Raw genomic sequence first — 12,463 nt, 5'->3', positions numbered from 1 at the left:
AAGAAACTTCAGAAAAATTGAAGTATGGCCATTAAGATCGAAATGCTGCGTTGTTTCTGTACAGTTGTGCAAACCGGTAACCTGACCGAAGCTGCCGACCGCTTGGGTCGCACGCAATCGGCCGTTTCTATGACGCTGAAACAGTTCGAGAGCCATCTGGGCAAGAAACTGTTCGCAGGAGAGCGAAAGACTCATCTCTCAGCCCTTGGTGAGCAGGTTTTTGAAATCTCACTGAAACAGGTTCGTCAGTTTGATCAGACGGTGCAGTCTATTGAGGCGGCTGCGGACGCCAGCCACGGCCTGATGCGTATTGTATCTGTCCCGTCGGTCGCCGCTTTGCTTTTTCCTGCGGTTCTGGACCATATGACCCGCCGTTTTCCCGGTTTGAAAGTCGAATTGCGGGATACAGATACGCAGCAGGTGCTGGATTCGCTTGTGGACGGCAAGGCGGATATCGGAATCGCGTCCGGCTTCCACCCGTTGAAAGGCATCAAGGCCATTCCCCTGTTCGAGGATCAGTTCGGGCTTGTGTGCTCGTCAGATCATCCGCTTATTACAAGGCCCACACCGCCGACTTTGGATGATGTGATGGCCTCCGCGTTTGTTCGAAACGCTTTGTGCGACCTCATCCAGACGCCGAAATTTGTGGACGCGATCGCGGATGCCGACGTTACCATTCACAATACGCATTCGCTTGTCACCATGGTCAGAACAGGCAAATGGGTGACCGTGCTTCCGCAAACTGTTGCGCGATTTATTCCCGAAACCACAGCTTTCCGCACGCTCTCGGACCTGCCGGACAAGCGACAGGTCTATCTGTACGTAAAGGAAAAGCCGCGGTTCCAGGAACTGACGGACGAGTGCAGCGCCTTCATCCTGAGCAGACAACTGAGTTAAAGCGATTTGGCAAATCGATCCCGTTTCGACAGGCTAGTGGACGAACGCGATGTGAAATCTATTGCTTAAACAGCTTCTTTCAGGTGGGCGTAGCTGGCTGCGAAGCGACCGAATTTGTGGGCTCCGCAAGTGACGCCCTCATATCGACGCGGATTGTCTGCAGTGACGCACGAGTCCAGAGGCTTGAATTCCGCATCATAGTCGGCATCGATGAAGAAGGGGATGGAATAGCGTTCGCGACCGGACGTATTGATGACGCGGTGCATGTTGGCCAGATAGACGTCATTGGTCAGACGCTGGACCAGATCGCCGATATTGATCACGAAGGTTCCGGGGATTGGCGATCCTTCGACCCAGTTGCCTTCGCGGTTCATCACCTGAAGGCCGCCAACATCGTCCTGAGCCAGAATGGTCAGGTTTCCGTAGTCCGTATGAGCGCCGATGCCGATGATCTTTTCGTCGATCATGCCGTTTTGCGGTGGGTAGTGCAGCAGGCGCTGGATGCTGATCGGGTTCTGCATCAGGCTTTCGAAGTGGTTTTCCGGCAGGTCCAGGCTTAGCGCGATGCCACCCAGCAGCTGCTTGGACAGATTGACCATTTTCTGGTGATAGCCGTAGACCAGCTCTTGAAATTCAGGCAGCGCGGCGGTCCATTGGTTGGGGCCAAAGAACGGGCCTTCCAATGCATCACGCTCGGGTCCGATGTCGAAACACTCTTTCAGGTCCTTGGTTTTGGTCGGATCAGTGTTTTCTCCGTAGGGCTCGATATACCCGCGCAGCGCTACGTCCGAGTTGCTGACGTGCAGCTTCATCTTGTCTTCCATCGGCAGGTCAAAAAAGCGGCGGGTGACGTCGAAGACCTGATCGACGAAATCCTGCGCGATGCCGTGGTTTTTCACGTACATGAAACCGGCATTCGACAGCGCCCAGCGAATTTCTTTCGCCACTTTCTGTTTGCCGCTACCATCCAGCAGCGGAGCGATATCGATCACGGGGAGTTTGTCGAAAGATTCACGCTTTGCACGCAGTTTGTCATCCAGTTGAGCAACGAGATCTTGTGCCATTGGGGTTCTCTTTTCCATCCTGAGAGCGGCCTGATTGCACGCGCACACTGACAGGGGGTGACCCTTTTTCAATATTTCAAAAATTCGACTACGGATGAGCAGAATTCATGCAAGACTGTGTGTCTCTACTTTCGTCATGGTCTTTGGGAGGCTAGAAAGAGGTGAGAGAAGCCAATAATATATGATTTTCATGGCAGTGTTTGAGGAATTTTCCCATCGTGGAGAGCGGTCCAAATTTCTGTACGCTTTAGTATGCAACACCCAAAAGCTATGACCGAACGCCCGAAATAGTCGGTATTCACTCTCTTCGGTCTTTGACTTTGGGTGCGCATAATGACTTGGTGCGCGACCAACCTGAATAGAATCCGGCACCGCAATCGTGATGTCACCCGGACTTTGATCAGGTAAGTTGACGGTGCTTGTTCCGCGAACGGGATGAGCGATCAAACGGCTCGCTTTTTGAGGCTTTTCAAAACGACCCCACAGGAATCGATCAGCTGTTTCAGCTCAGCGCCGTAGTTTTCCGTGCCGCTTTGCAAAAGCGCCTCAACTGATTTTGCCATGTTGGCAAGTTCAGTTTCACCAAAGCTCGACACGCTGCCGGAAACGCGGTGCACGAGGAACTCGATCCGATCCCGGTCCCCCTGTTTCTCTGCGGTCTTAAGCTGCGCGTGGCAATCTTCCAGCGAGTCTCTGAACGCCAGAAACACCTGTTCCATTTCTTCACTGCTCAGGAACTTGCTGAGGCGCGCCTTGGTGGCTTCGGAGCCTTTGGACACGAATGGCTTGTCCGAGGGAGGTTTGTCGATCGACGCCCGGATCGCACCGTATAGAACCCGTTCGTCCAGCGGTTTGGAGACAACCGCGTCGAACCCTGCTGCCGTGTATTCATCCAGGTCCTCGGGCATCACGTTTGCGGTGACGGCTATGGTTGCGATGGTTCTTTCGGGCTGCTGGGCCTTGGCAATTCTCTTAAGGTCGCGCGCCAGTTGAACGCCGGTCGTGTCAGGAAGGCGGATATCGGTCAGGATGCAATCAACATCGTCTGGCCGGAACAGTTCTTTTGCATCGCGGCCATTTGCGGCGGCGGTGACCGCATGGCCATCCCGCTCCAACAAGCTTTTGAGGATTTCCATGCTGGTGGGGTCGTCTTCGACAATTAGAACATTCTGCCGGGTTCCCACAGTAACGGCCATCCCCGCTGCCTCGGATTGAGGCGATGGGGCCGGAGCGGCATGGAATGGGACTTCCACCCGGAAAACCGTTCCTTCACCCAGGCTGCTTTTGACGGAAACCTGTCCTTCAAGCGAGGTCACAAGCCCGCGCACAATCGAAAGCCCCAGCCCGGTTCCCCCTGTTTTGCGGGAATCGATGTTCGAAGCCTGCGTGAAGGGTTCAAAGATGCTGGCAATCTGATCCTCGGGCACACCGATCCCGGTGTCGCTGACCGTGAAGGCCACGGATTGTTTCGATTGTTCAAACGACAGTGTCACCGATCCTTCTTGGGTGAATTTCACCGCATTACCCAGCAAGTTCAGCAAGATATGCCTCAGGTGGCCACTATTGCCACTCAAGTAAACGCCACTGTCAAATTGAGGGATGATCAACTGCAGATTTTTTGAACGCGCCAGCGGGCGCAAAACGGCCTCAAGATCCTGCAGGATTTCAGACAGGTTGAAGGTCTGAAACTCGTGATCTTCAGCCTTTTCTTCAAGCCGCGCGATGTTCAGAACATCATCGATGAGGTTTCTCATCGCCAGGCTTGAGCGTTCGATTTCATCCAACCGCTGGTCCAATGACTCGCGGTCCTGTGGCATCAGTTTGATCAGCCGGATATTCCCGACGATGCCGTTCAGCGGCGTGCGCAGTTCATGACTGGCAGTAGCCAGAAACTGCGATTTCGCTTCATTCGCCTTTTCCGCGTCATTGCGTGCTTTTTCCAGATAGACACTTTGCACAAAGTTTGCCCGCAACGTCCTTTCCGAGAAAAACTTGGCATACAGGCCGATCAGAACAGTTGAGCAAAGAACAAATGAAGGCCCGATCCAGGTATCGATACCACTGCCGGAGGCATCAAACACCAGAAAGTAGGAGACCGGGATAAAGAGCATAAGTTGCAGTGCTGCCGAGTGCGAAAAGACAAAGGGCAGAAAGACTGTTCCAGCCAAGCTGATCAAAGCAAAGCGGTACAAGAAGTCTTTAGACGCATGATCGCCCGAAAACGCAAACGCCGCCCAAATCGCCAGATACATTGCAGTCCAGCCAACCGAAATGATGATGGGCAATGTGCGAGCCGGAAGCCTGTGAGAGAAAAAGAAAAGCCCAAAGATAAACGAAATAATGAACAGTCTGGCCCCCCAGACGGCTAAGTCCTGCCCCGAGAAGGAGCGCCCGTTCAGTACGAAGACTTCAAGAATGGCGTACACAACATAGAACGATGCCCCAAACAGTAAGGCCGTTCGAAACTGACCGCGCGTGGACTCGAAATACCACTCGCGGTATTTGCCCTCGACTGTCCGATCAGTGAAGTTTTGGGTAACCGCATTGATAGGCTCGTCATATATGTAAGCGCGGGCTTTCAACTTCGCACCAGTCCCAGCCGATAGCCGACGCCATGAACCGTTGAGATGATTTTGGGCCCATCGCTCCCGCTGGACAGCTTTTTCCGGATTTTCGCCACTAATGCGTCGATTGTGCGCTCACCGGCGTCATGATCCGGCGACAGGGCGACTGCGTCCAACAAGACTGCACGGGACAGTACCCGCCCGTTTGCGTTGACGATCGCCATCAGCACATCAAACTCGGCGCGGGTGAACGGTGTAGTCTCCAACCGTTCGTTCCAGACTTGCCTTGTGTCCAGGTCAATTTCCACTTCGCCCAGATGCACCCGTGTTTCGCGGCGCGGAGCTGCCGCATGGGCGTTCGTGCGCCGCAGAACCGCGTTAATGCGTGACAAAAGCTCATCAGGGTCAAAGGGTTTGGTAAGGTAGTCGTCGCCCCCGATGTCCAGCCCGCTGATCTTGTCGCTGGCGCTGTCTCTGGAGGATACGAAAATAATCGGGGGTTGCGCCGATTTCGCCCGCATGGATCGTGCCAGTACCAGGCCGTCCTCGTCCGGCAATCCAAGATCAAGCAGGGCGATGTCTACGGGTTTCGAGGCAAGAATTGCGCGAGCCTCTGCAACATTGGAGGCCTGCAGGACGCTGAAATGGGGTCTGAGAAGCGCCGACGTCAATGCAAGCAGTGACGGATCATCTTCTACCAATAGTACATTCAGCTTTTTCAAAATTCGGTCCCCGACACTGAGTTTCGATACGCGATTTCACAAGGGTGGATATCGCGCTTCGCTGTGCTCTGACCCCTTTTTGGAATATGTACCCCACAAGGCACAAGCCTAGCGTGCGTTAAACCAGCCGCTGTTAACATCTCATTAACATTTGCGTCGCGGCTTGTTGACAATATGCGGTTAGCCTGCGGTGCAAATACGCTATTTGGTGGTGCACAAATGCTGAACACATCGTTTTCAATCATTGAGCCTGTTGATTACCCCGAAATGCCCGAACCGCTGAGCCCTTGGAAGAACCTTGGTTCTATGGGCGTCCTTGACATGACCCGAGATGAGCCGGCGGTTATTAAGAGGTTCCCAACCCGGCCCAGTAAAGTACAGCTGGATCAGGGCAACCTTATTGACCAGACATTTGAAGAGAATATTTCGCTTCGCTCGGGCGACAGCGAAAACGACAGTCTGCTGATCACGATTATGATGACAGACGTCGTGAACTCGACCGAAATCATCTCGCGTCTGGGCGACGCAAAATGGCGCGACATCATGGATTGTCTTGATGCGGCTGCGATCCGAACCGTCGCCCGACACGAGGGCTCGCTGATCAAGTTGATGGGCGATGGTTTGCTGGCAGCTTTCCCAAGACCCAGCGCGGCGATTGCATGTGCCCGCGAATTTCAGGTCGAGGCAAGCAAATCCGGCCTGAAGATCCGCACCGGGATCCACGCGGGCGAGTGCCTTCGCACCGTGAATGACGTGACCGGGATTGCGATTGCAATTACGGCCCGTGTTCTGAGCCTCACGCCAGGCGGGCACGTTTGGGTGTCCAGCACTGTGCGCGATCTGGTTCTTGGATCAGGTCTGGAGTTTTCAAAGCTGGGGTCAAAGACACTCAAAGGTCTGCCGGAAGAGTGGATTCTGTATCAACTGGATGAGGAAGACGCGGCCTAGGGCCGCGTTGGATTGGGTTTTCGACTCTCAAATGCTCGAGGGGGGTCTGAGTGTTCAAAGTTGAAAGCATTCAGATCGCAAGTGTGAAGAGAGGAGAAATGGTGATGCGCGGGTGAACGGATTGTACGGTTTCTAGAGTGCTCTTTTATTTCTACCGTTCACCCTGCGCAGCACATCCCACATTGGCCAGGACTTCACAAACAGGAAATCCCGCAAAGGTGTGAAGACAATAGTCATGACAATACCCAGCGAGAACAGACACCAGATCGCGGGCATTTCCGTGGGGCTTGATGCTGTTGCCCAGGCAAGGGTTGGTCCGACCAACAGCTGAAAACCCGCCACTTTCCATGCGCCGAACAGGGCGGGAAGTATGAACATCACGGTGAAATAGACCGGGAAGTTCAGATCATATTGTCGTCCGAATACTGTGGCGGGCAGACGTTCGCCCAGATCATTCAGCGGCAAGTGCCAACCGATATGCCAGCTTTCCTTTTTCACGCACATATGGTCGCTGCAAAGCAGTCGTCCGGGCCTGCAAGCGCCGGCCCATTCGAAGGGGTAGATTTGTATCAACAGATACGCCCCGGTCAGCGCCCCGATGATCAGAACGACCGGCATGATCATTCGGCGCACGTCGCTGGGGATGAAGTAAAGCGCGAGGATGCAGGTAAACAATGGTTGGAACGCGATGTGTACATAGGCCAGCAAGGTCGCGACCTGGTTCTGCGGCAATGCACATTGCCCCTCGACTGAGTAGGAGTAGCCCTGCAACACTTCGATGGCCGTAAAATACACCAGCGGCGACCAGAGCAACGCGCTGTCGCCCTGACGGATTGCTTTCACTGTGGCGACGACACCGACGGCGGCGATCGTATAAGAAGCTGGTCCACTCCAACACATTGTTCTATCAATTTCCGAAACTTACCATGTCGGGATCAGTATGCATTCGTTGAACCACCGAGAAAGGCCTTTTTTGATCGATGAGGTTCTGGACGATTTCGCGAGGTTCGACTTTCCGCTGAAAGAGATCTGGCTTAGTGCAGCACGGTTCCATTTTCAGAACCTTGATCCTGAGATTTCAGCCCTGCCGACTGGGGCCTGCGCGCTTGAGATCGGTTGCGGCGCCGGAATCCTGATGACACTTTTGGGGCAAAAGAACCCTGACATCCGCCTGGAAGGGATCGAACCCTTTGCCGAAGGGTTCGAGGCGATGGAAGGCGTGCTGCAACACGCTCAAGGGCTGGGGGCAAAGATACACCGGTCAACCTATGAAGAGTATGAAGCCCCGCAGGCTTATGATCTGGTGTATCTGGTCAATGTGCTGGAACATCTTCCGGACTGGCGGCACTTTCTGGACACTTTACCAAGGTTCCTGAATCCTAAAGGTCGCTGTATCGTGTTGTGTCCGAACTACGGGTTCCCTTACGAGCCGCATTTCAACATTCCTGTCGTTGGGTCAAAGGCGACCACCGGGCGCCTTTTTCAGCGGCGCATTAGCTGGGTTGAAGATACCTATGGGGTGCACGGTCTGTGGAACAGCCTAAACTTTGTTCGCCTGTCTCAGATCAAGCGGCATCTTTCGGGGTCTCAACTAAAATTGCGTGTCCGGCACGAGATTACGGATCGGATGATCGACCGATTCAACACCGATCCCGTGTTTCAGGAACATATCGGGGTGTTCAACAAGGTTGGGCGTTCAGCAAAGGCCCTTGGCATGACCAAAGTGTTTCGGCTTGGGCCTTGCGAGAACATTCAGCCTTATATGTTTTTGGAGTTTTCCCGTGTGTCTGAGTGACAATTGGGCAAGCCCGGCGGTCATGACATAAACACTGGGTGTGTTGCCAAGATTACGATGACCAAGTCTTGCTTAGCTCAGGTCGTTGATGGCAGAGTGCGTTCATATTAGTTAATTTTGCCCAGCGATCACGAATGAATCCGATCAAAGTTCCGCGCGAGTTTGCACGAGCAGACAATTGGTCGGCCTGCAAAGCCCTGGCGATCAGTGCGATTATTGTGGCGCTGGGACTGGGCGTTCCCGCCGTCTTTCCCCGATCCTTGTTGGCGTTGTTTGGCGGTGCGTTGCTTTTTGGCGCGGGGATTCTGAGGCTTTATTCGATCCAGCATGATTGTGGACATTACAGCTATTTCTCCAACCGAAAGCTGAACGACCTTCTTGGCAATTGCCTATCCGTTTTTTCGGGAATTGCGCACAGTGTCCTGCGGTATAATCACAATCTGCACCACAAGCATCTTGGTGATCTGGAGCACCGGGATGTCCACGAGGTCTACGTAATGACACGGCGCGAATATGAAGCTGCGCCCGTTTCCAAAAAGCTATTCTATCGGATTTACAGGCATCCGATCACGCTGTTCCTTGTGGGGCCGCTGCTGGTCTATTTCGTGCAATACCGTTGGCCCAGAAACACACTGAAAGTCAGTGTTCGGGACGTATTGCTTCAGAACATCGCCATGTTTGGGTTTTGGTTTCTGGTGATCACGGTTCTAGGGTGGTGGTCGTTTTTTGCCCTGATCCTAGGGAGCGTTGTTGCGGGCAGCTTTGGGATTTTCGTCGTCTATGTCGGTCACAATTTCGAGGAAACCTACTGGCGGGATACCGGCGAAAAGAACGCGCAAGCCGCGGCTTTGAATGGGGCAAGCTCACTCCGGCTGGGCGTTCTTGTAGACTTTGTGCTTTTGAACTTTGGGTTTCACGACCTGCATCACTTCAACGCGAAAATTCCGTGCTATCGCCTGAAGGAATGCAATGCGGTCATCGCCGAAGATTGGAACAGTGCCGCCATAGGCATCAGGGACGCTTTGGAGTGCCTGCAGTGGCGGCTGTGGGATGAAGATGCCAACAGAATGATCCCGTTCCCGCAGTCGTTTCGAAACGACATCCGCTTGGGATCGGTGTCGTCGATCTGATCTGACAATACACCCCAACATCAGGCGAGATTACCTGACTGACGCTGTATCTTTCGCCAATTGCACAGTTTCCAGACGCTTCAGTTCGTTCAGAGCGTGGCTTTGATCACCCGTCCGAGCCAATGCGTTGTTGTAGGCCCGAAGAACCGAGCGCGGGCGCCAGGGCAGGGCGGCTTGTGCCACCCAGGCGCGCAGAACCGGGGGAAGGCGGTCGAACTCGCGCATCGGGTCCTCGCGACGGCGCCGTTTCCGAAGGCTAGTCTGACCAAGGTTACGGCCCATCAATCGGCCTCATCGATGTCAAAAATCGGGTCCAACACAAGAACCAGACGCGTTTCGCCCGTCCCTGCAATTGGTGGCGAGCGGTGCAGAAGCCCAACTGGCGGGCTTTGCGGCCAAAGCGTGCCGCGCATGATCATCGGTGCGCCGGTCGGAACGGTGAAAACCCGCCTTGGGTCGTCTCCATCTGTCGAGATTCCGTATTGCGTACCGGTGCCCCGATAGGTGCAGATCAGGCGCGCATAGATGGCGTCGACGTGGAATTTGCGGCAGGCGTTTGTGCTGATCGCGTCCAACCGAAGGCGCAGATAGGGCGCGCGCATCAGCTTAGCAAAGCGTGCGGCTAAATCAGCGATATCGCTTTCCAGCCAGCTGCGTTCCGCGGTGTCTTCCAATCCCGCGATATCACACAGGTGTTCAACGGCACTGGGAATTGCCGCCGGTCGCAGAACAAGCCGCGCAGTTGGCAGCTGCGACGGGTCAAGCGCGTTGATCCATGTCTGGAATTCGGCACCCGGCTGACGTCGCCAGATCGTGGCAGCGCATCCCGGCATTTCGATTTGTGCCAACCCGTCGGGGGTGTCGGCCACACCAACACCCACCGCTGCATGCTTCAATTCTGTTCGGACAAAAGTCACGCGGCATCCTCCACCCGGCGCCAAAGCGGGAACGGGTCGGGCAAGTCTGTGGGCAAGGCATCCGGCCCGGACGCCAGTGCCTTAGGCAGCAAACAGCCATCAAGCCGGGATTTCAGCATTGGCCAGTCGATACCTGCACCGATAAAGACCAGCTCTTGCCGCCGGTCGCCCCAGGGCTCTGACCAGTGCTGCTTGATGTAATCCAGCACCGAGGGGTGTTCAGGCCACCGGCTTTCCGGGACCGACGCCCACCACGTGCCGATCGGTTGCACGCTGGACAATGCACCTGCCAGAGAGAACTCGGCCACCCATTGGGGTCGTGTTGCAATCCAGAAATGCCCCTTTGCCCGGATGACTCCGGGCAAGTCGCCGTTCAGAAGGTCCAAAATCTTCTCGGGCTCAAACGGCTGACGGGCACGGTAAACAAACGAGGATACGCCATATTCCTCGGTTTCCGGTACGTGATCGGCGAAGCCGTACAGCTCTTTCGCCCACATCGGATGCTGATGGGCGGCTTCGAAATCGAACATCCCGGTGTCCAGAATGGCGTCGGCGTCAACATCGGAGTGGTTTGTTTCGATGATCTTGGCGTCCGCGTTCAGGCTGCGGATGATTTTCCGCGCAGCATCGGTGCGGTCCGGTCCCGCATCGTTAATCTTGTTCAGAATGACGACGTCGGCGAACTCGATCTGGTCCGTCAGCAGATGAACCAGCGTACGCTCATCACCTTCCCCCATCGTTTCGCCACGGTCGTGCAAGAAATCATGGCTTGAGAAGTCCTTGAGCAGGTTCACCGCATCTACGACTGTGACCATTGTGTCGAGACGGGCGACATCCGACAGGCTCTGCCCGTCTTCGTCGCGAAAATCAAAAGTCGCCGCGACAGGTAACGGTTCCGAGATCCCGGTGGACTCGATCAGCAGATAGTCAAACCGGCCCTCCGCTGCCAGCCGTCGCACTTCGTCCAGCAGGTCGTCGCGCAATGTGCAGCAGATGCAGCCGTTCGACATTTCTACCAGGGTCTCATCGGTGCGGCTCAATTCGGTTTCGGCGCGCACCAGATCGGCGTCGATATTCACTTCTGACATATCGTTTACGATCACGGCAACGCGGCGACCTTCGCGATTGTTCAGCACGCGATTCAGCAAGGTGGTTTTGCCAGCCCCTAGGAAGCCGGACAGAACGGTGACGGGAAGACGGGTATCAGTCATGGCTCAGAAGTTCTTCTTTCGTGGCTGTGTTGGGTTGGTGGGCGCGCAGCATGTCTAGGCTCCGCTGCAGTTCAGGACTGCCCAGATCGCGGGCGATGACCACAATGCGCGAGCGGCGGTCGTCCCCGATCCAGTTTTTCAGCGGGACGGGTGGGTCAAAGATGTGTTGCACGCCGTGAAACACGAAGGGCACGTCGAACCCGTCGAGGAACACAATGCCTTTGACGCGCAGAATATCGGGACCCTTGAGCGCGATCAGCGTGTCCAGCCAATAGTCAAAGGTTGAATCCTTGATCGGCGCATCCAGAATGATCGAGGCAGAGCTGATCCGGGTGTCATGAGGCGTTAGGGCAAGTGCCACTGGTTTGGGTGCGGAAAACCCGGACAGGTTGGCCAAGGGATCAGGTGCGGTGGTCGGTGTCGTCCACAAGATCGCGTCTTCCTGAGCCACACCTTTGCGCAAACCGCTCAAGCCCCACAACTTTTGAGGATCAAACTTGCCTCCAACGGGCCGCTCGATCCGGGCTGTGGGGTTTAGCGCTGTTAGCCGCACGGAAAGGGTCTCTGCACTTGCCTTGGAAACAAGATCGGTTTTGCTGAGGAGGATCAGGTCGGCCATTGCGACCTGTGAGACGGCTTCGAACTGTGCGTCCAGTGTTTGCGCGCCATTGGCCGCATCGACGACGGTCACCAGGCCATCCATGCGGGTCGTACGTGCCAATTCAGGATCGACCAGTAGCGTTTGCAGAATGGGGCCGGGGTCAGCAAGCCCGGTGGTTTCAATGACGATCCGCTCGAATTGCAAAAGCCCGTCGTCTCGCCGTTCGACCAAATCCGCAATCGTCCCTGCCAAATCCCCCCGAATGGAACAGCAAAGGCAGCCGGATTGCATCAGGATGATCTCATCCTCAACCGACTCGATCAGATCGTGATCCAGGCCGGCCTCGCCGAATTCGTTCACGATAACGGCGATTTTGCCTGCAGAAGACTCTGATAGTACTGCATTTAGCAGTGTTGTTTTGCCAGCACCCAAAAAGCCGGTCAGAACAGTGACAGGGATTCGGCGGTCTTTGGTGGGATCCGTGCCGTATGCCGCGTGGGAAATCACTGTTCTCTCCTCTGATAGATATGTGATATCATAACATTAACGAAAAGACGAACACAAGGTTCCTATTCATCGGGATCAAGTATTCGAAAGTTGGCCGGGAACTCGTG

Annotated in this window: 12 protein-coding genes; 4 read left to right on the top strand and 8 right to left on the bottom strand. The window is 55.0% G+C overall.

Features of this window, described 5'->3' with window-relative positions; translation table 11 throughout:
• The first annotated feature begins 24 nt into the window (after positions 1–24).
• Positions 25–897 (top strand): LysR family transcriptional regulator, encoded by an 873-nt coding sequence (locus tag ACXAGD_RS21915; RefSeq protein ID WP_475214055.1) that lies wholly within the window; start codon positions 25–27, stop codon positions 895–897.
• Between the two features lie 65 nt (positions 898–962).
• On the opposite strand, the gene ACXAGD_RS21910 is transcribed toward ACXAGD_RS21915, so the two are convergent.
• The 3 genes from ACXAGD_RS21910 to ACXAGD_RS21900 form a co-directional block, all read right to left on the bottom strand.
• Entirely contained in the window at positions 963–1,961 is a 999-nt protein-coding gene (locus ACXAGD_RS21910; RefSeq protein ID WP_475214053.1) for an isopenicillin N synthase family dioxygenase, read from the bottom strand.
• A gap of 443 nt (positions 1,962–2,404) precedes the next feature.
• Entirely contained in the window at positions 2,405–4,246 is a 1,842-nt protein-coding gene (locus ACXAGD_RS21905; RefSeq protein WP_475214051.1) for an ATP-binding protein, read from the bottom strand.
• Positions 4,247–4,539: 293 nt separating this feature from the next.
• Positions 4,540–5,247, bottom strand: a complete 708-nt coding sequence (locus ACXAGD_RS21900) for a response regulator transcription factor (RefSeq protein WP_475214049.1) — start codon at positions 5,245–5,247, stop codon at positions 4,540–4,542.
• A 219-nt stretch (positions 5,248–5,466) separates the two neighbouring features.
• Here ACXAGD_RS21900 and ACXAGD_RS21895 point away from each other — a divergent pair, with 219 nt between their 5' ends.
• Positions 5,467–6,195, top strand: coding sequence for an adenylate/guanylate cyclase domain-containing protein (locus ACXAGD_RS21895; protein WP_475214047.1), 729 nt, complete (start codon positions 5,467–5,469; stop codon positions 6,193–6,195).
• A gap of 132 nt (positions 6,196–6,327) precedes the next feature.
• Here the strand turns inward: ACXAGD_RS21895 and ACXAGD_RS21890 are convergent, their stop codons facing one another.
• Complete coding sequence (locus ACXAGD_RS21890) at positions 6,328–7,095, bottom strand: DUF5765 domain-containing protein (protein WP_475214045.1); 768 nt, start codon at positions 7,093–7,095, stop codon at positions 6,328–6,330.
• 73 nt (positions 7,096–7,168) lie between these two features.
• Between ACXAGD_RS21890 and ACXAGD_RS21885 the strand changes: the two genes are divergently transcribed.
• Together ACXAGD_RS21885 and ACXAGD_RS21880 are read left to right on the top strand one after the other, a co-directional pair.
• Complete coding sequence (locus ACXAGD_RS21885; RefSeq protein ID WP_475214044.1) at positions 7,169–7,990, top strand: class I SAM-dependent methyltransferase; 822 nt, start codon at positions 7,169–7,171, stop codon at positions 7,988–7,990.
• A gap of 134 nt (positions 7,991–8,124) precedes the next feature.
• A complete protein-coding gene (locus tag ACXAGD_RS21880; protein ID WP_475214042.1) occupies positions 8,125–9,120 on the top strand; it encodes a fatty acid desaturase in 996 nt (331 codons plus the stop codon).
• A gap of 30 nt (positions 9,121–9,150) precedes the next feature.
• Here ACXAGD_RS21880 and ACXAGD_RS21875 read toward each other — a convergent pair whose 3' ends face one another.
• Genes ACXAGD_RS21875 through ACXAGD_RS21860 form a run of 4 tightly spaced genes read right to left on the bottom strand, consistent with a single transcriptional unit; the run spans position 9,151 to position 12,356 of the window.
• The gene (locus ACXAGD_RS21875) at positions 9,151–9,402 is read right to left on the bottom strand and encodes a DUF6525 family protein (RefSeq protein WP_475214040.1); all 252 of its coding nucleotides are present in this window, start codon (positions 9,400–9,402) and stop codon (positions 9,151–9,153) included.
• A complete protein-coding gene (locus tag ACXAGD_RS21870; RefSeq protein WP_475214039.1) occupies positions 9,402–10,037 on the bottom strand; it encodes a DUF1826 domain-containing protein in 636 nt (211 codons plus the stop codon). The genes ACXAGD_RS21875 and ACXAGD_RS21870 overlap by 1 nt, the downstream gene beginning before the upstream one ends.
• Positions 10,034–11,248 (bottom strand): GTP-binding protein, encoded by a 1,215-nt coding sequence (locus ACXAGD_RS21865; RefSeq protein ID WP_475214037.1) that lies wholly within the window; start codon positions 11,246–11,248, stop codon positions 10,034–10,036. The genes ACXAGD_RS21870 and ACXAGD_RS21865 overlap by 4 nt, the downstream gene beginning before the upstream one ends.
• Entirely contained in the window at positions 11,241–12,356 is a 1,116-nt protein-coding gene (locus ACXAGD_RS21860) for a CobW family GTP-binding protein (RefSeq protein WP_475214036.1), read from the bottom strand. Before ACXAGD_RS21860 ends, ACXAGD_RS21865 begins: the two co-directional genes overlap by 8 nt.
• Positions 12,357–12,463 lie beyond the last annotated feature (107 nt).

Source organism: Ruegeria sp. ABF4_144 (assembly GCF_056160045.1).
This window is presented reverse-complemented; position numbering and strand designations above follow the sequence as displayed.

What these genes read in the sequence shown, in the direction of transcription:
- ACXAGD_RS21915 (WP_475214055.1), top strand. Translation starts at nt 25, where the DNA reads ATGGCCATTAAGATCGAAATGCTGCGTTGTTTCTGTACAGTTGTGCAA.
- ACXAGD_RS21910 (WP_475214053.1), bottom strand. Translation starts at nt 1,961, where the DNA reads ATGGCACAAGATCTCGTTGCTCAACTGGATGACAAACTGCGTGCAAAG.
- ACXAGD_RS21895 (WP_475214047.1), top strand. Translation starts at nt 5,467, where the DNA reads ATGCTGAACACATCGTTTTCAATCATTGAGCCTGTTGATTACCCCGAA.
- ACXAGD_RS21890 (WP_475214045.1), bottom strand. Translation starts at nt 7,095, where the DNA reads ATGTGTTGGAGTGGACCAGCTTCTTATACGATCGCCGCCGTCGGTGTC.
- ACXAGD_RS21880 (WP_475214042.1), top strand. Translation starts at nt 8,125, where the DNA reads ATGAATCCGATCAAAGTTCCGCGCGAGTTTGCACGAGCAGACAATTGG.
- ACXAGD_RS21875 (WP_475214040.1), bottom strand. Translation starts at nt 9,402, where the DNA reads ATGGGCCGTAACCTTGGTCAGACTAGCCTTCGGAAACGGCGCCGTCGC.
- ACXAGD_RS21865 (WP_475214037.1), bottom strand. Translation starts at nt 11,248, where the DNA reads ATGACTGATACCCGTCTTCCCGTCACCGTTCTGTCCGGCTTCCTAGGG.